This window comes from Mycobacteriales bacterium (assembly GCA_036497565.1).
GTDB lineage: Bacteria > Actinomycetota > Actinomycetes > Mycobacteriales > QHCD01 > DASXJE01.
Map to the genome: position 1 here is coordinate 18,616 of DASXJE010000166.1, position 18,198 is coordinate 36,813.

The 18,198-nt window shown below is 70.5% G+C and carries 15 protein-coding genes and 1 tRNA gene; 9 read left to right on the forward strand and 7 right to left on the reverse strand.

The window, feature by feature from the left end:
* Complete coding sequence (gene gltB, locus VGH85_14210; GenBank protein HEY2174958.1) at window positions 1-4,596, forward strand: glutamate synthase large subunit; 4,596 nt, start codon at window positions 1-3, stop codon at window positions 4,594-4,596.
* Window positions 4,589-6,040 carry a glutamate synthase subunit beta gene (locus VGH85_14215; GenBank protein ID HEY2174959.1) on the forward strand — a complete coding sequence of 484 codons (1,452 nt, stop codon included), beginning with the start codon at window positions 4,589-4,591 and terminating at the stop codon, window positions 6,038-6,040. Before gltB ends, VGH85_14215 begins: the two co-directional genes overlap by 8 nt.
* A 31-nt stretch (window positions 6,041-6,071) precedes the next feature.
* Here the strand turns inward: VGH85_14215 and VGH85_14220 are convergent, their stop codons facing one another.
* Complete coding sequence (locus VGH85_14220; GenBank protein ID HEY2174960.1) at window positions 6,072-6,536, reverse strand: hypothetical protein; 465 nt, start codon at window positions 6,534-6,536, stop codon at window positions 6,072-6,074.
* 232 nt (window positions 6,537-6,768) lie between these two features.
* On the opposite strand from VGH85_14220, the gene VGH85_14225 reads away from it, so the two are divergent.
* Window positions 6,769-7,755 (forward strand): aldo/keto reductase, encoded by a 987-nt coding sequence (locus VGH85_14225; protein ID HEY2174961.1) that lies wholly within the window; start codon window positions 6,769-6,771, stop codon window positions 7,753-7,755.
* A gap of 27 nt (window positions 7,756-7,782) precedes the next feature.
* Here VGH85_14225 and VGH85_14230 read toward each other — a convergent pair whose 3' ends face one another.
* The 3 genes from VGH85_14230 to VGH85_14240 all read right to left on the reverse strand — a co-directional run bounded on the left by VGH85_14230 (window position 7,783) and on the right by VGH85_14240 (window position 10,325).
* The gene (locus VGH85_14230; GenBank protein HEY2174962.1) at window positions 7,783-8,931 is read right to left on the reverse strand and encodes an epoxide hydrolase; all 1,149 of its coding nucleotides are present in this window, start codon (window positions 8,929-8,931) and stop codon (window positions 7,783-7,785) included.
* Between the two features lie 4 nt (window positions 8,932-8,935).
* Entirely contained in the window at window positions 8,936-9,367 is a 432-nt protein-coding gene (locus tag VGH85_14235) for a hypothetical protein (protein HEY2174963.1), read from the reverse strand.
* Window positions 9,368-9,770: 403 nt separating this feature from the next.
* Window positions 9,771-10,325, reverse strand: coding sequence for an ABATE domain-containing protein (locus VGH85_14240; GenBank protein ID HEY2174964.1), 555 nt, complete (start codon window positions 10,323-10,325; stop codon window positions 9,771-9,773).
* A gap of 316 nt (window positions 10,326-10,641) precedes the next feature.
* Here VGH85_14240 and VGH85_14245 point away from each other — a divergent pair, with 316 nt between their 5' ends.
* Window positions 10,642-11,835, forward strand: a complete 1,194-nt coding sequence (locus VGH85_14245; GenBank protein HEY2174965.1) for a hypothetical protein — start codon at window positions 10,642-10,644, stop codon at window positions 11,833-11,835.
* Between the two features lie 47 nt (window positions 11,836-11,882).
* On the opposite strand, the gene VGH85_14250 is transcribed toward VGH85_14245, so the two are convergent.
* Window positions 11,883-12,620 carry a DUF72 domain-containing protein gene (locus VGH85_14250; protein ID HEY2174966.1) on the reverse strand — a complete coding sequence of 246 codons (738 nt, stop codon included), beginning with the start codon at window positions 12,618-12,620 and terminating at the stop codon, window positions 11,883-11,885.
* Between the two features lie 62 nt (window positions 12,621-12,682).
* Between VGH85_14250 and VGH85_14255 the strand changes: the two genes are divergently transcribed.
* The 3 genes from VGH85_14255 to tesB are packed head-to-tail and all read left to right on the forward strand — an operon-like array spanning window position 12,683 to window position 15,385.
* Entirely contained in the window at window positions 12,683-13,588 is a 906-nt protein-coding gene (locus tag VGH85_14255) for a pseudouridine-5'-phosphate glycosidase (GenBank protein HEY2174967.1), read from the forward strand.
* Window position 13,589: 1 nt separating this feature from the next.
* Complete coding sequence (locus VGH85_14260; GenBank protein ID HEY2174968.1) at window positions 13,590-14,498, forward strand: sugar kinase; 909 nt, start codon at window positions 13,590-13,592, stop codon at window positions 14,496-14,498.
* Window positions 14,495-15,385 (forward strand): acyl-CoA thioesterase II, encoded by an 891-nt coding sequence (gene tesB, locus VGH85_14265; GenBank protein HEY2174969.1) that lies wholly within the window; start codon window positions 14,495-14,497, stop codon window positions 15,383-15,385. The genes VGH85_14260 and tesB overlap by 4 nt, the downstream gene beginning before the upstream one ends.
* 124 nt (window positions 15,386-15,509) lie before the next feature.
* Here the strand turns inward: tesB and VGH85_14270 are convergent, their stop codons facing one another.
* Together VGH85_14270 and VGH85_14275 are read right to left on the reverse strand one after the other, a co-directional pair.
* Complete coding sequence (locus VGH85_14270) at window positions 15,510-16,934, reverse strand: pyridoxal-dependent decarboxylase (protein HEY2174970.1); 1,425 nt, start codon at window positions 16,932-16,934, stop codon at window positions 15,510-15,512.
* 67 nt (window positions 16,935-17,001) lie between these two features.
* Window positions 17,002-17,085, reverse strand: a tRNA-Leu gene (locus VGH85_14275).
* 89 nt (window positions 17,086-17,174) lie between these two features.
* Here VGH85_14275 and VGH85_14280 point away from each other — a divergent pair.
* Together VGH85_14280 and VGH85_14285 are read left to right on the forward strand one after the other, a co-directional pair.
* On the forward strand, window positions 17,175-17,774 hold the full coding sequence (locus VGH85_14280) for a response regulator (protein HEY2174971.1): 600 nt from the start codon (window positions 17,175-17,177) through the stop codon (window positions 17,772-17,774).
* 187 nt (window positions 17,775-17,961) lie between these two features.
* Window positions 17,962-18,198, forward strand: a 237-nt coding sequence (locus tag VGH85_14285; protein ID HEY2174972.1) for a hypothetical protein, incomplete at its 3' end; no start/stop codon positions are given.

The window sequence follows — 18,198 nt, forward strand, 5'->3', positions numbered from 1 at the left end:
ATGTCGTCCCCTGTCAGCAGCACCCATCACCCTCGACGACGGGAGGCCCCTGTGTCGCGCTACTCCGCCGTACCCGCCGCCCGGGGCCTCTATGACCCGGCCGACGAACACGACGCCTGTGGGGTCGCGTTCGTGGTCGACGCACGCGGCCGTCGTTCGCACCGCATCATCGAGCAGGGCCTGACGGCGCTGCACAACCTCGACCACCGCGGCGCCGCCGGCGCCGAGGCGTCCTCCGGCGACGGAGCGGGGCTGCTGCTGCAGGTGCCGGACGGGTTCCTGCGTGCCGTCGTCGACCTTCCGCTGCCCGCGCCCGTGGGCGACGGGAGCCCCACATACGCCGTGGGCATGGCGTTTCTGCCCAACGACGTCGCCGAGCGGGCCGCGACGGTCGCCGCCGTCGAACGGATCGCGCGCGACGAGAACATGACGGTGCTCGGGTGGCGCGACGTGCCGACCGAGGCGGCCGGGCTCGGCCGCACCGCGCGGTCGGTGATGCCGGCGTTCGCGCACCTGTTCCTCGCCGGACCCGACGGCGAGTCCGGGCTGGCCCTGGAGCGTCGCGCGTTCTGCGTCCGCAAGCGGGTCGAGCACGAAGCCGACGTCTACTTTCCCTCGCTGTCGGCGCGCACCCTCGTCTACAAGGGGATGCTGACCACCGACCAGCTGCCGACGTTCTTTCCCGACTTGTCCGATCCGCGGCTGCAGTCCGCAATTGCCCTGGTGCACAGCCGGTTCTCGACCAACACCTTCCCGTCCTGGCCGCTCGCGCATCCCTACCGCTACGTCGCGCACAACGGCGAGATCAACACCATCAAGGGCAACCGCAACTGGATGCGGGCCCGCGAGGCGCTGCTCCGGAGCGACCTGCTGCCCGGCGACCTGTCCCGGCTGTCGCCGATCTGTACGCCGGGGGCGAGTGATTCGGCGACCTTCGACGAGGTCCTCGAGCTGCTCCAGCTCGCCGGCCGGTCGCTGCCGCACGCGGTGCTGATGATGATCCCCGAGGCGTGGGAGAACCACACCGAGATGGATCCGGCCCGGCGCGCCTTCTACGAGTTCCACTCGACCCTGATGGAGCCGTGGGACGGACCGGCCTGCGTCGCCTTCACCGACGGCACCGTGATCGGTGCGGTGCTCGACCGCAACGGTCTGCGCCCGTCGCGCTGGTGGCGTACCGACGACGATCTCGTCGTCCTCGCCAGTGAGGTCGGTGTCCTCGACATCGCACCGGAGCGGATCGTGGCCAAGGGCCGGCTGCGGCCCGGCCGGATGTTCCTCGTCGACACCGACAAGGGGCGCATCGTCGACGACGACGAGATCAAGGCCGAGCTCGCCGCCGAGCGTCCCTACGACGAGTGGCTGCACGCCGGCCTCATGCATCTTCCGGACCTGCCCGACCGCGAGCACCGGGTCGTCAGCCACGAGGCGGTCGTGCGGCGGCAGCAGGTCTTCGGTTACACCGAGGAGGAGTTGCGCGTCCTGCTCGCCCCGATGGCGATCAAGGGCGCCGAGCCGATCGGCTCGATGGGCACCGACACCCCGGTCGCCGCGCTCTCCGAACCGCCGCGGCTGATCTATGACTACTTCAGCCAGCTGTTCGCGCAGGTCACCAACCCGCCGCTCGACGCGATCCGCGAGGAGCTGGTGACCTCGCTCGCCGGCACGATCGGGCCGGAGCAGAACCTGCTGCGCCCGACCGCGGCGTCCTGCCGTCAGGTGGTGGTGCCCTACCCGGTGATCGACAACGATGAGCTCGCCAAGATCATCAACATCAACGAGGACGGCGACCTGCCCGGCTTCGCCGCGGTCACCGTCTCCGGGCTCTACGACGTCGCCGGCGGCGGCGCGGCGCTGCGTGAGGCGATCGAGCGCGTGCGCGGCGAGGTCTCCGCCGCGATCGCGGCCGGGGCGCGCATCGTCGTCCTTTCCGACCGGGGCAGCAACGAGCGTCAGGCGCCGATCCCGTCGCTGCTGCTCACCGCCGCCGTGCACCATCACCTGGTCCGCGCCCGCACCCGTACCCGGGTCGGTCTGGTCGTCGAGTCCGGCGACTGCCGTGAGGTGCACCACGTCGCGCTGCTGATGGGTTTCGGCGCGGCAGCGGTCAACCCCTACCTGGCGTTCGAGACGATCGACGACCTCACCGCCGCCGGCGTCATCCCCGGCGAGCCGCGCGATGCGGTGCGTAACTACGTCAAGGCGCTGGGTAAGGGCGTGTTGAAGGTGATGTCCAAGATGGGCATCAGCACGGTCGGCTCCTACACCGGCGCGCAGGTCTTCGAAGCACTCGGGCTGTCGCACGAGGTGGTCGACGACTACTTCACCGGCACCTCCTCGAAGCTCGGCGGGGTCGGCCTCGACGTCCTCGCCGAGGAGGTCGCGAGCCGGCACCGGAGGGCCTACCCGCCCAACATCAGCGCCACTGCCCACCGGCGGCTCAACATCGGCGGCGAATACCAGTGGCGGCGCGAGGGGCCGATCCACCTGTTCAACCCGGAGACCGTGTTCCTGCTGCAGCATGCGACCCGCAGCCGGCAGTTCGAGGTCTTCAAGCGCTACACGTCCGCGGTCGACGACCTGTCCCGGAAGGCCGCCACGCTGCGCGGTCTGTTCGCGCTGCGCGACGACGTCCGGCCGCCGGTGCCGATCGAGGAGGTCGAGCCGGTCAGCGAGATCGTCAAGCGCTTCTCGACCGGCGCGATGTCCTACGGGTCGATCTCCAAGGAGGCGCACGAGACCCTCGCGATCGCGATGAACCGGCTCGGGGGCAAGTCCAACACCGGCGAGGGCGGTGAGGACGCCGACCGGTTCGTCGCCGACGACAACGGCGACCTGCGGCGCAGCGCGATCAAGCAGGTGGCCAGCGGCCGGTTCGGCGTCACCAGCGAATACCTCGTCAACGCCGACGACCTGCAGATCAAGATGGCGCAGGGCGCGAAGCCGGGCGAGGGCGGACAGCTGCCGGGCGGCAAGATCTATCCGTGGATCGCCCGGACCCGGCACTCCACGCCGGGCGTCGGCCTGATCAGCCCGCCGCCGCACCACGACATCTACTCGATCGAAGACCTTGCGCAACTGATCCACGACCTGAAGAACGCCAACCCCGAGGCGCGGGTGCACGTCAAGCTCGTGGCCGAGGTAGGCGTCGGCACCGTGGCGGCCGGGGTTTCCAAGGCACACGCGGACGTCGTACTCATCTCCGGCCACGACGGCGGCACCGGCGCGGCGCCACTGACCAGCCTCAAACACGGCGGGGCGCCGTGGGAGCTGGGGCTGGCCGAGACCCAGCAGACGCTGCTGCTCAACGGGTTGCGCGACCGGATCGTCGTGCAGACCGACGGCCAGCTCAAGACCGGCCGGGACGTGATCGTCGCCGCGCTGCTGGGCGCCGAGGAGTACGGCTTCGCCACCGCGCCGCTCGTCGTCTCCGGCTGCGTGATGATGCGTGTCTGTCACCTCGACACCTGCCCCGTCGGCGTCGCGACGCAGAACCCTGAGCTGCGCAAGAAGTTCAGCGGCAAGCCGGAGTTCGTCGTCACCTTCTTCCAGTACATCGCCGAAGAGGTGCGCGAACACCTCGCCGCGATGGGCTTCCGCAGCCTCGACGAGGCGATCGGGCACGCCGAGCTGCTGGACACCCGCGGCGCGGTCGATCACTGGAAGGCAAACGGCCTCGACCTGGCGCCGCTCTTCGAGACGCCCGAGCTGCCGGCCGGAGGATCGCGGCACCGTGTCATCGCCCAGGATCACGCGCTCGACAAGGCGCTCGACAACACGCTGATCCAGCTGTGCGAGGGCGCGCTGCTCGACGGTGCGCCGGTGAAGCTCGACCTGCCGGTGCGCAACGTCAACCGCACGGTCGGTGCGATGCTCGGCTCGCTGGTCACCCGGCGCTACGGCGCCGACGGTCTCCCGGACGACACCATCGACCTCACCTTCACCGGTTCGGCGGGACAGTCCTTCGGCGCGTTCATCCCGCGGGGCATGACGATGCGGCTCTTCGGCGACGCCAACGACTACCTCGCGAAGGGCCTCTCGGGCGGGCGGGTCATCGTGCGGCCGTCGGAGAAGGCCCGGTTCGCCGCGGAGGAGCACGTGATCGCCGGCAACGTCATCGGCTACGGCGCGACCAGTGGCGAGCTGTTCGTCCGCGGCCTGGTCGGTGAGCGTTTCTGTGTCCGCAACTCGGGAGCCACCGCGGTCGTGGAGGGCGTGGGTGACCACGGCTGCGAATACATGACCGGCGGCAACGTCGTCGTCCTCGGCGCGACCGGCCGCAACTTCGCGGCCGGGATGTCCGGCGGTGCGGCGTTCGTGCTCGACCTCGTCGAAGGCCGGGTCAACGGCGAGATGGTCGACGTCGAGGAGCTGTCCGACCCCGACCGGGAGTGGCTGCACGACATCGTCGAGCGGCACACCACGGAGACCGGCTCGGCCGTCGGCGCCGCGTTGCTGGCCGACTGGTCGACCCGCGCCGACGGGTTCCGCAAGATCATGCCGCGGGACTTCAAGCGGGTGCTCGAGGCGACGAGGGAGGCCGAGGCGATGGGCCGGTCCGTCGACGAGGCGATCATGGAGGCGGCTCGTGGCTGACCCCACCGGATTCATGAACCACGATCGTGAGCTGCCGACCCGGCGGCCGGTCGACGTACGGATCCAGGACTGGCGTGAGGTCTACGAAGACTTCCCGCTGGGCACGCTGCGCACCCAGGCGACCCGCTGCATGGACTGCGGCATCCCGTTCTGCCACCACGGATGCCCGCTGGGCAACCTGATCCCGGAGTGGAACGACCTGGTCCGCCGCGGTGACTGGCGGGAGGCCGGTGAGCGGCTGCACGCCACCAACAACTTCCCGGAGTTCACCGGCCGGCTGTGCCCCGCGCCGTGCGAGTCGTCCTGCGTACTCGGCATCAACTCCGACCCGGTGACGATCAAGCAGATCGAGGTCGAGATCGCCGACAAGATCTGGGACGAGGGCTGGGCGACCCCGGCCGTGCCGGAGCGCAAGACCGGCCGGCGCGTCGCGGTGGTCGGCTCCGGGCCGTCCGGGCTGGCGGCGGCGCAGCAGCTCACCCGGGCCGGGCACGCGGTGACCGTCTACGAGCGGGCCGACCGGATCGGCGGTCTGCTCCGTTACGGCATCCCCGAGTTCAAGATGGAGAAGCGTCACCTCAACCGGCGGCTCGAGCAGATGGCGGCCGAAGGCACCGAGTTCGTCACCTCGTGCAACGTCGGCGTCGACATCACCGCGGACGAGCTGCGGTCGACCTACGACGCGGTTGTGCTCGCCGGCGGCGCCACAGTGCCCCGCGACCTGCCGGTGCCGGGTCGCGAGTTCGACGGGGTGCACTTCGCGATGGACTACCTCCCCGGCTCCAACCGGGTGCAGGAGGGCGACATCGAGGCGCCACCGATCACGGCGGCCGGCAAGAACGTCGTCATCATCGGCGGCGGCGACACCGGCGCGGACTGCCTCGGCACCGCCCACCGCCAGGGTGCGGCGAGCGTGCACCAGCTGGAGATCCTGACCCGCCCGCCGGACGCCCGCACCGACAAGATGCCGTGGCCGACGTACCCGATGACCTTTCGGGTCTCCAGCGCGCACGAGGAAGGCGGCGAGCGGGTCTACGCCGTCAACACCGAACACTTCGTCGGCGACGAGCAGGGTCGGCTGCGTGCGATCAAACTGCACGAGGTGACGATGGAGGGCGGGAAGTTCGTCAAGGTCGAGGGCACCGAACGCGAACTGCCGTGTGAGCTGGTCCTGCTCGCGATGGGCTTCACCGGCGCGCAGCGCGAGGGCCTGCTGACCGACCTCGGCGTCGAGTTCGACGCCCGCGGCAACGTCGCGCGGGACGGCTCGTTCGCGACCGCCGTGCCCGGCGTCTTCGTCGCCGGCGACATGGGCCGCGGCCAGTCGTTGATCGTGTGGGCCATCGCGGAGGGCCGCGCGGCGGCCGCGGCGACCGACGCCTTCCTCTCCGGCCAGACCTCGCTACCGGCGCCGATCGAGCCGACCACGCTGGCGCTTCGCTGACCGCTGCCTGCGCCCGGACCCGTTCCCGCCATCAGACCGCGAGAACGATGGTGCGCGCGTGGACGTCGATGTCTGTGCCGGCTTGGCCACGGAGCCTCAGCCGGTAGGTGAAGACGTCCCGGTGCACCTGTGTCGGTTGGAGCAGGTCCGTGGCGGTCTGCAGGACGAGCAGTTGCCGATTGTGGCGGCTGACGCCGACAAGTGCGAGCCGACGGCCGTCGGACAACTGAAGCGCGATGCCGTCGGGAGACCCGTGGGTCGTGACGACGTAGCCCACGGCGCCAGTCAGATAGCGTTCGACGTCTCGTTCGATGCGGCGCACTTCGTGCCGCGCGATGTCTTCCAGGTGCTCATCGAGTTCGCGCAGGACACGTGATGGGAAGGCTCGTGCCATGGGGGCGGGCATGGTGCGGCGCCGCTTGCGACGACGTCGACCGAGCGTGTAGACAGTGAGCGTCGCGGGCAGGGTCAGCGCGAGACACAGGATGATGATCATGCGGGGTCCTCTGGATCAAGATGGTGGCCGGTCCGGCGCTGGGTGACCTTTTGTTGACGAGCGAGGCGACTGCGTGCAACAAGCCTGGCAGCGCCAAGGGCCCCCGTCGCCACCGTCAGCATCCAATTGCCGGTGTGGCTGGCACTACCAAGTCGTTACCTGCTAGCCGGATGTCCGGCCGTCCTTGTTGCCCTGTTGACGGCCAATTCCACCCTGTCGCTAGCCTGACTGGATGTCTTTTCCGCTAGCGAACCGCCGACTCGGGCGGTCGGACCTGCAGGTGAGCGCGCTCGGCATGGGCTGCTGGGCCATCGGCGGCGAGATGGCCGCGGGTCAGCAGGCACTCGGCTACGCCGGAACCGATGACGAGACGTCGCTCGCCGCGCTGCGCCGCGCGGTCGACGTCGGCGTGACGCTCTTCGACACCGCGGACGCCTACGGCGCCGGGCACAGTGAACGGTTGCTGGCGACGATCCTGCAGGAGAACCCGCAGGTGCTGGTGGCGACGAAGTTCGGCAACACCATCGACGAGGAGTCCCGGCAGCTGACCGGTGTCGACGTGTCCCCGGCGTATGTGCGTCGGGCGGCGCAGGCATCGCTCCGGCGGCTCGGCCGCGACCGCATCGATCTCTACCAACTCCATGCCTCCGACGTCACCCCCGCCCAAGCCGAGGACCTCGTCGCGGTGCTGGAGGACCTGGTGGCGGCCGGATCGGTCGGCTGGTACGGCACGAGCACCGACGATCCGGACAAGGCCGAGCTGTTCGCGGCGGCGCCGCACTGCGCCGCGTTGCAGATCCAGCTCAACGTGCTCGACGACAACCAGCCGATGTTGGCGATGTGCGAGAAGTACGACCTTGCGCCGTTGTGCCGCTCGCCGCTGGCGATGGGACTGCTGGGCGGTCGCTACACGGCCGCCAGCACGCTGCCCGCGGACGACGTCCGCGGTCGGCAGCCCGAATGGCTGCGGTGGTTCGCCGATGGCCGGCCGAACCCGGAATTCCTCGAGCGTATCGACACCGTCCGCGCCATCCTCACCGCAGACGGCCGGACCCTCGCCCAGGGCGCGCTCGCCTGGATCTGGGCGCACGACGAGCGGGCCGTGCCGCTCCCGGGATTCCGCAACAGCGCGCAGGTCGACGACAACACCGGCGCCCTGCGCCTCGGTGCGCTCACCGCCGACCAGCACGACGCGGTCGAGCGGGCGTTGGGTCGCTGACGCGTCGGTCATCGGGTGCCGACGCGGTCATCGAAGCGGGCGGAAGAAGGACCGGAGTTCGTCGACGAACACCGCGGGCTGCTCGAACGCGGCGAAGTGGCCGCCCTTGTCGAGCTCGTGCCACTGCCGGATGTCGGTGTAGCGCCGTGCCGCCCAGCGGCGTGAGGGGCGGGGGTTCTCCTTCGGGAAGATGGAACACCCCGTGGGAACGGTGACGATGTCGTCGGTCGACCGGGTGAACCATTCGGAGACCTGCCGGAAGCTCTCCCAATACATGCGCGCCGACGACGCGCCGGTCGCGGTGAACCAGTACAGCGCGACGTCGTCGAGGACCTCGTCGCGGGTGAGTACGTCGTCGAGGTGACCGTCGTTGTCGGTCCAGCCCCAGAACTTCTCGACGATCCACGCGCACAGAGCGGCGGGGGAGTCGACGAGCCCGTATCCGACGGTCTGGGGCTTGGTCGTGTGCTCCTCCGCGTAACCGGATCCCCATTCCTGAGCCTGTTCCAGCGCCGCCAGCGCGGACCGCTCCGTCTCGGTCAGGTCGTCGAACGTGGCCGGGTCGGGGGCCGCGATCGGCGGGTTGAGGTGGATCCCGACGACGTGGTCGGTGTCCTGCTGACCGATGCTTGTGGTGATGCTCGTGCCCCAATCGCCGCCCTGCGCGCCGTATCGCTGGTAACCGAGCCGGGCCATCAGCTGCATCCACGCACCGGCGGTGCGCTGCACATTCCATCCCGGCCGGGCGGGTTTGTCGCTGAAGCCATATCCCGGCAGCGACGGGCACACGACGTGGAACGCATCGCCGGCCGCGCCGCCATGAGCCGTGGGATCGGTCAACGGTCCGATCACCTTGAGGAACTCGACGACCGAGCCCGGCCAGCCGTGGGTGACGACGAGGGGCAGGGCATCGGGGTGAGGTGATCGGACGTGCAGGAAGTGGATCCCGAGACCGTCGATCTCCGTGCGGAACTGGGGAAATGCGTTCAGACGTGCCTCGGTCGCCCGCCAGTCATGGCCCTCGGCCCAGTAGCGACAGAGCTCTCGCAGGTAGCCGAGCGGCACACCCTGAGACCAGTCGTCGACCGTCTCCGCGTCCGGCCACCGGGTCCGCCCGAGCCGTTCGCGTAGATCAGCCAGGTCGGCGTCGGACACCTCGACGCGGAACGGCGTCAGGTCATCACGCATCTTGTGCATCTCCTCCGTTCCCGGCCAGCATTCGTGCCTCGGCCGCCTCGTCCGGCGTCAGGCCTTCGTAGCCGGATCGCTCGTGGTCGGTGGCCTGCTGCTCGATCCACCGGTTGTGGGCCTCCCACGCCGCCTGCTTGGTCGTCCCGAGCGCGGCTCCGACCTGGGTCCAGGAGGCGCCCGCCCTTCGCGCCGTGCGGACCGCCAGCGCCCGCCCGTATCCCGCCTTGCGGATCACGATCTCGCCGAGGGTGAGCATCTCCAACGCCTCCTCCTGCGACAACGGATCGTCGCCGTCAGTACCAGCACCGCTCACGCCGTCGTCAGCCGCCCCGGCGAGGGCATCGCGGAGTCGCAGCCGGTCATACCGGCTCGCCGCACTGAGCAGCGAATGGTCGTGCTCCATCCGGTCCAGCCCGGTCATGGCCCACCTCCGTCAAGGTCGCCTGACGTCAGGGTAGCTTGACGCGCGGGCCGGGCGCTACCGCGGCCACGTCTGCGCGGATTCCGCCCCTCTCCCTGGAACTCTTGGCGCCGCTCGAACTCGGCCAGTCGACGCGACACCTCCACGTGCAACCTGGCCGAGATCCGGATCAACTCCACCAGGTCATGGCGCAATACTGCCCGCGGCAGATTCGACAACTGCTCACCGGCGAGCCCATCGAGCGCCAGATCCAACGCATCCATCCCGGCCTCCATCCATCGAACGTGTGTTCGAATTCTAGCCACTCGCGACTGACGAAAGACAGTTGGCAGGAGCAGTTGTGGACAACCGTCGAACACCGGCTCGATCGAACGAGCGGCTCGCTGTCCTGACGGCGACGTGCCTACCCGGCTTCGGAATCCCGCATCCGCTGCCGGTAGCTCGCCGCCTTGGCGCGGTCGCCGCACCCCTTCATGCCACACCAGCGACGGCGCCCCCCGCGCGACCGGTCGAGGAACACCCGGGTGCAATGAGGGTCCGCGCATCGACGAAGTGAATCGGCGTCGGCGCTGTCGTAGAGGTCCAGCCCGTCCTGTGCGAGCGCGGCCAGTACCGACGCGATGTCGCCACGGCGGGCCACGGTGCCGGCGCCGGTCAGATTCAACGTCGGCGCCACACCGGATGCCGCGGCATTGACCAGGTCGCGGTCGGCCCGGGACGGCCGGCGATCATCGATCGCGGCGGTAATCAGCCCGAACAGCGCCTCCCGAACGGCGCGAGCGTGGGCGAGTTGGTCGGCCGTCACCTTCACCGGGCCGTCGACGATGCCTGCCTCGCGTGCCCACACAGCCAGATCACGCGGCCGACGCAACTTCTCCTCGCCGGCGGTACCCCGCTCCGCGACCGTCGCGACGAAATCGAGGACCGGCCGGTCGGCGATGAAGTCGAAGTCGCTCACGTCACCACCTTGACCGGTGAGCGCCTCGTGTGCAAGGCCGCGGCCTACACCAACGCCGAGTAGCCGCTCTGTTCCAACAGCTCGGCGACACCCATCAGCGGAGCTTTCCACACGACGCAGCTCCGGGTCGGGGCTTGATCGCGGGTGGCGTCGGACCGTATCGTGGGTTGCAGTCGATTCCATCGTTCCTGCCCCTGGTCCCATCACCCGCTGGCAGCGGAAAGGTCTTTCCGTGCCGGCACTTCTCGGACCACGTTCGTCCTCCACTGCCCACCCCCGTACGGCGTCGCGTCGGCGCCCGGGTCGATACCGCCTGGTGTTGCAGACCCCGGGGGCACGGTCATTCTTCTTCGGTGCCGCGCCCGGCCGCGCCGGCGTCGCCATGACAAGCCTGGCCGTCGTCTGGTTGATCCACTGGACCAGTGGTTCGTTCGGTGCAGCCGGCGTGGTCGCGGGCGGATTGGCGGCCGGCGAGGCGTGCGGCGGGCCTCAGGTCGCCCGCCTGATCGACCGGCTCGGCCAGACGAGGATCCTGCCGTTTTCCCTGACGGTGCACGGCATCTCCGCCGCCGCCGTCTTGGTGCTGGCGATCAACCATTGTCCACTCTGGACAGTCACCGTCGCCGCTGTACTGGCCGGAGTGTCGATACCTCAACTCGGCGCATTGACCGCGGCCCGGTGGACCTGGCTGCTGGGGGACTCCACCCTGCTGTCCACCGCTTTCGCGTTGGAGTCGCTGAGCAACGGCCTCGCCTACCTCGTCGGGCCGGTGGTCGTCGCGGTGGTCAGTACGACGTTCACCCCGATCGCGGGGCCGGTTGTGGCCGCGGTGATGGCCATCGGCGGCGGGTGTGCGCTGGTCGTCCAGCGAGACACCGCACCGCCGCCCGTCGGCCGCCCTCCGACGGCGGTCGGCGCGGCGACCTTGCGCCGTCGCGGGTTCGCCGTCCTCGTCGTCGTCAACGTGTGTGCGGGTGTGTACTTCGCTTCAATGCAGGTCTCGGTCACGGCATTCGCCATCGACCGCGGAGCGCCCGGCGCCGCCGCACTCCTCTACAGCATCTCCAGCGGGGCGAGCCTGGTCGCCGGTCTCGCGTACGGACTTCGGCGGTGGCATGCCGGGCACTCGACGCAACTCGTCCGTGCCCTCGCGCTGTTCAGTGTCGGCTGCCTCCCGGTGCTCGCTGTCACCACCGTGCCTGCCCTGGCCGTCGCCCTGCTCATTCCCGGCCTGATGATCCCGCCGGTGCTCATCCTGGCCGCGGTGCTCACCGAAGCACTGGTCCACCGGTCGGTCCTCACCCAGGCTTTCGCCTGGCAGGCTTCGGCCAGCGCCGCCGGATCCGCAGCCGCGGCCGCCGTGGCGGGTCAGGTCGTCGACGCGCTCGGCCCGCGGTGGGGCTTCGGCTTGGCGTTCGCCGCCATCACGGTCGCCGCCCTGACCGTCGGCATCCTCCGGACCGGCCTCCGCCCGGCTGGTTCGGAGACGGTGACGTCGCAGCTGCAGTGACGCCTCAACCGAGCCCGCCACTCTCTCCTTCGTCGACGAGCCACAACCTATGCGCGCCGCCGGGAGGCGCAGATCCGGGTGAACCGGCGCGCGTCGCGGATGGCGGCGCCGCCGGGGTCGTTGTTGAAGTAGACGAAGACGTCGTCGGTCGGCCCGAACTCCGCCGCCACCCGGTCCGCCCAGGTGCGCAGTGCCCGGTCGCCGTAGCCCGGCCGGGGCGTGGCCCGGCCTTCGTGGAACCGGAGGTAGCCCCACGTCGTGGTCCGCCACAGCGGTGTCTGCGGCCGGCCCAACCGGTCGGCCCAGCACAGCGCCGCCCCGTGGTCGACGAGGACCTGTCGGGTCTCGTCGGTCCACCATGACGTGTGGCGCGGCTCCACCGCGATCCGGGTGCCGCCCGGGAAGAGGGCCAGGGTCTCGGCGAGGCGCCCGGGCTCGGCTCGCTGCGTCGGCGGCAGTTGCAGCAGGATCGGTCCGAGCCGGTCGCCGAGCCCGCCCGCCGCGGCCATCAGCCGGGCGACCGGCTCGGCCGGATCGCGCAGCCGACGGATGTGGGTGAGGTAGCGGCTGGCCTTCACCGCCACCACGAAACCCAAGGGCAGCCGCTCCCGCCACGCGGCGAACCTGTCGTTCGACGGCAGCCGGTAGAAGGAGTTGTTGAGCTCGAGGGTGTCGAAATGGCGCGCGTATTCCTCCAGCCACAGACGTTGCGGCAGGCGCGGCGGATAGAGCACGCCGCGCCAGTCGGCGTACTGCCAGCCCGAAGTCCCGATCCGAATCGGCATGGTCGCAGTCTTCCCGGCTGCGATGATGGCGGAAACGTCCGTCCCACGCGAGGAAGCCGCCGGTGCCGCTCACGTTGTCCGACGAGGTACGCCGAGCCGTCGACGCCGGCCGGCCGGTCGTCGCGCTCGAGTCCACGATGATCGCGCACGGACTGCCGCGGCCGCGCAACCGCGAGGTCGCCGGCCAGCTCGCGGCCCGGCTCACGGACGCCGGCGTCGTACCGGCGTTGATCGCGGTGGTCGACGGCGTACCGAAGGTGGGCGTCGACGAGGCGACGCTCGACCGGCTCGTCGAGGACATCGAGGTGGTGAAGCTGTCGATCCGCGACCTGCCCATGGCGATGGCGTCCCGGCGTACCGGCGCCACCACCGTGGCGGCGACCGCGCACCTCGCCCACCGGGCCGGCATCCGGGTCTTCGCCACCGGCGGTCTCGGTGGGGTGCACCGTGATGTGGCCGACAGCTTCGACGAGTCCGCCGACCTCACGGCACTGTCGCGGACGCCGATCGCCGTCGTCGCGTCGGGGGTGAAGTCGATCCTGCACGTGGCCGCGACGCTGGAACGGCTCGAGACCCTCGGGATCTCCGTGCTCGGCTACCGCACCGACTGGTTTCCGGGCTTCTATCTGCGTGATTCCGGGTATCCGGTCGACTGGCGGGTCGAGTCCGCCGACGAGGTCGCCCAGGTGCTGCACAGATCCGAGGAGTTGGGTCTGTCCGGCGCGACCATCGTGGCCAATCCGATCCCGGCCGGCGACCAGCTCGATCCCGCGCTGCACGAACGTGCCCTGGCCGGCGGCCTGGCGGCTGCGCAGGTAGCGGGAATCCAGGGCAAGGCGCTGACGCCGTTCCTGCTCGCGCACATGCACCGGGCCACCGAGGGCGCAAGCCTCGAGGCCAACATCGCGCTGGCGCTGGACAACGTGCGGGTCGCCGCCGAGATCGCGATGTGCTGGTCGGCTCGGTGACGTGACGGACAGCGGCAAGATCGTCGTCGTGATCGGTGACGTGATGAACGACGTCGTCGTCGATCCGCTCGGGCCGGTCTTCCCGGACAGTGACACGGTGTCGCGGATCCGGCGGGTCGCCGGCGGTTCGGGAGCCAACCAGGCCGCGTGGCTCGGCTACCTGGGCGTGAGATGCCGGTTCATCGGCCGGGTCGGCCGCAACGACGCCGATCGGCACCGGTCGGCATTTGTCGCTGCCTTTGTCGAACCGATGCTCGCGGTCGACGACGAGGTCGACACCGGAACCGTCGTCTCGGTCGTCGGCGCGGACCGGCGCAGCATGTATTCCGACCGCGGCGCGAACGCCCGGCTCGGCCCGGCCGATCTGCCCGACACAGCCCTCGCCGATGCCGGACTGCTGCACCTGTCCGGCTACGTCCTCTTCGCCGAGCCGTCGCGCACCGCGGTCATCGAATTCCGGGACCGCGCGGTACGCCGGGGCTGCGCCGTGTCGGTCGACCCGTCGTCCGAGTCGTTGCTGCGCGCGGCCGGGCCGGAGTCGTTCCTCGCAGCGACGGCAGGCGCGGACCTGTGCTTCCCGAACGTGGACGAGGCGCGGGCGCTGTCCGACCGCGCCGACCCGGTCGACGCGGCGCGGGCCCTCACGGCGTACTACGGCACGGTGATCGTGACGCTCGGCCCGGCCGGCTGCGTGGTGGCCCAGCGGGACGTCGAGCCGCTCGTCGTCGCGGCACCGAAGGCGTCCACTGTGGACCCGACCGGCGCGGGTGACGCGTTCAGTGCGGCGTACCTGCGGGGCTGGCTCGACGGTGCCGATCCACAGTTGTGCGCCCGGAACGGGGTCGAGGCCGGTGCCCGGTGCGCCGGCCGGATCGGCGGCCGGCCGCCGGTCGATAGAGTCGCCGGGTGAGTGCACCTGGGAGCGAACCCGTCGCATCGGGTCAGGAATCCGTCGACGCGTTGGTGCGGTTGCTCGACCTCGAGACGGTGGAGGTCGACATCTTCCGGGGTATCAGCCCCAAGGTGTCGATGCAGCGGGTGTTCGGTGGCCAGGTCGCCGGCCAGGCTCTGGTCGCGGCCGGGCGGACGGTCCCGCCGGACCGGGCGGTGCACTCGCTGCAGGCCTACTTTCTGCGGCCCGGCGACCCGACGGTGCCGATCGTCTACACCGTCGACCGGATCCGCGACGGACGGTCGTTCACCTCCCGCCGGGTGCTCGCCGTACAGCACGGCAAGGCGATCTTCAGCCTGTCGGCGTCGTTCCACCGGGCGGAGGAGGGCCTCGAACACCAGGGCGTGATGCCGCAGGTGCCCGATCCGGAGTCGCTGCCGACCATCGCCGAGCGGGTCGCGCCGTACGCCGACGAGCTCGGGCAGTGGGCCCGGCTGCCACGCCCGTTCGACCTGCGCTACGTCGACGACCCGCCCTGGGTGCAGCGCGCCGACGGCCCGCGCGAGCCGCGGAGCCGGGTCTGGATGCGCGCGTCGGGCCGGCTGCCGGACGATCCGCTGCTGCATGTCTGCGCGCTGACCTTCGCCAGCGACATGACCCTGCTCGACTCGGTGCTGGTCCGGCACGGCCTGGCCTGGGGGCTCGACGAAGTCGTCGGCGCCAGCCTCGATCACGCGATGTGGTTCCACCGCTCGTTCCGGGCCGACGAATGGCTGCTGTACGAGTCGGAGAGCCCGTCGGCGGCCGGCGGGCGGGGCTTGGCCACCGGACGGATCTGGACCCGCGACGGCCGGCACGTCGTGTCGGTGGTCCAGGAGGGCCTGCTCCGGACGATCCGCCGCTGACCGCCGCCGCGAGCGCCCGCATTCCGCGTCAACGTGACGTTGATGCGGCTAGAGCGCTTGAACGTGACGTTCAAGCGGAATTGTGGCCGGCGTCAGGGTGACGTTCAAGCCGAATGACTACGGGTCACGCGGTGCGGGAGATGAGGTCCCAGGCGGCATCGACGTGGCGGCGCTCGGTGCGGGTACCGCCGATGGCCAGCCGCAGCGCGACGCGACCGTCGACCCTGGTGTGGGTGAGGAAGAGCTCGCCCGAAGCGTTGAGGGCCTCCATGAGCGCCGTCGTCCGCGCGTCTGCGCGGTCGGCGTCGTCGTCGCGCAGCCGGAAGCAGACCAGCGACAACGGATGCGGCGCGACGATCTCGAACCGCGCGTCGCCCTCCAGCCGGGCGGCGAACTCCTGAGCGAGCGCGACATGCCCGCGGATGTGCTCGCGCAGTCCCTCGGCGCCGTACCAGCGGATCACCGCCCACAACTTGAGCGCACGGAACCGGCGCCCCAGCTGCACCTGCCAGTCGCGGTAGTCCACGACGGCACCGGACTCGGTCGCCGCGTTACGGAGGAATTCGGGGAGGATCGACAGCGCACCGAGCAGCGCAGCCCGGTCGGTGACCCAGAAGGCGTCACAGTCGAAGTTGGTCAGCAGCCACTTGTGCGGGTTGGTGCAGAACGAGTCGGCATAGTCGCCCACGCCGTCGAGGATCCAGCGGAGCTCCGGGCAGATCGCTGCGACGCCGGCGTACGCCGCGTCGACGTGCAGCCAGGCGCCGTACTCCCGCGCCGCCGCACCGACCTCGGCCACCGGGTCGATCGCGGTCGTCGACGTCGTTCCCACCGTGGCGACGACAAGTGCCGGGGTGAGCCCGGCGGCACGGTCGGCGGCGAGCTGCGCCCGCAGCGCCGCGGGGTCCATGGCGAGCGTCTTGGGGTCGACCGCGATCAACCGGAGCGCCGACGTCCCGAGCCCGGCCATCCGCACCGACTTCTCCAGCGCGGAGTGCGTCTCGGTGGAGCCGTAGACCGTATAGCGCCCACCGCCGACCCCGTCGCGGACGGTCGCTCCACCGCTCGCCCGGTGCAGCGCCGCGAGCAGCGCGACCAACTGCGCCGTCGACGCCGTGTCCTGGATCACGCCCCCGCCGGGACCGTCCGACCGGTACGCCGCGGGCAGCCCGAGCAGTTCGGCGAGCCAGTCGAGGGTGACCTGCTCGACCTCGGTGCAGGCCGGGCTGGTCGCCCATGACATCCCCTGCACGCCCAGGCCCGCACTGATGAGGTCGGCGAGGATCGCGGGCTCGGAGGAGTTGGCCGGGAAGTAGCCGAAGAACCCCGGGTGCTGCCAGTGCGTGAGGCCCGGTACGACGACCCGGTCGAGGTCGGCCAGCAGCGCGTCGAACGGCTCGCCGGTCTCGGGAGGGTGCGCCGGCATCGCGGCGCGGACCTCGCCCGGACCGACCCGGGAGGCGACCGGATGCCGCTCGACGCTCTCCAGGTAGTCGGCGACCCAGTCGACCGCGGCGCGGCCGTTACGCCGGAACTCCTCGGATGTCATATGCCGTGACACCCGCACACCCTACGGCGGCGCCCGGCAGTGCCATCCCCATGAGTGCTCCCGCGAGTGCCCCCGGTGGGATTCGAACCCACATGGCCTTGCGGCCAACCGGTTTTGAGCCGATCTCCTGTGCCAGTTCGGATACGGGGGCCGGTAATGGCCTGCGCGCCGGAACAGCCTATCCCGGTAGGGTGTGAGTCGCTCCCAGCCACCCTCAGGCCAAGATCATCAGGAGTCACCGTGGCCGATGCCGTTGTCTCCCGCCGCGTGCTGATCGCGGAGGACGAGGCACTCATCCGGCTCGACCTCAAGGAGATGCTGGAGGAAGAGGGCTACGTCGTCGTCGGGGAGGCCTCCGACGGGGAGCAGGCCGTGTCGCTCGCCTTCGAGCTGCGCCCGGACCTCGTCATCCTCGACGTGAAGATGCCCAAGCTCGACGGCATCGCGGCGGCCGAGCGGATCGCGGCGGAGCGGATCGCCCCGGTCGTGATCCTCACCGCGTTCAGCCAGCGGGAGCTGGTCGAGCGGGCGCGCGAGGCCGGGGCGATGGCCTACCTCGTCAAGCCGTTCGGGAGCACCGACCTGCTGCCCACGATCGAAATGGCCGTCTCCCGGCACGCCCAGATCGTGGGCCTGGAGAAGGAGGTCGGCGGGCTCCAGGAGCAGCTGGAGGCGCGCAAGGTGGTCGACCGGGCCAAGGGCGTGTTGATGACCGAGCACGGCATGACCGAGCCCGATGCGTTCCGCTGGATCCAGCGCACCGCGATGGACCGGCGTACCACCATGCGATCGGTCGCCGAAGCCGTCATCTCGGTAGGAACCGACCTCCCGCATCTCTGACGATCCCCGCGGTAGGTCGCCCTGCGATGTAAGGACTGGGTAACAACTGCGCGTCGATCCGGCGGAGCGGGTCCGCGGCCCATTACTGTCCGGCCATCTCCACGTCGTGGTGCGGCCGGACCGGCAGCACCACCCGGGAGTGGCGAGCCACGGTCCGGCACCCGCCGGGGGATGGAAGGGCACGGACATGTCGAAGCAGATACGGCGCTCGCTCGGAGTGGCGGTTGCGGCCGGAACGGTGGCCCTGGTCGTCGCCGGGTGCGGCAGTAGCAGCAGTAGCGGCAGCAGCAGCGGGGGAAGCAGCAGCAGCAGCAACCTCTCGCTCGCCTTCATGGGCGCACAGACGGGGCCCAACGCGCAGTTGGGTATCAACATCTCCGACGGGGCGAAGCTGGCGGTCAACCAGCACAACGCCAAGAGCGGG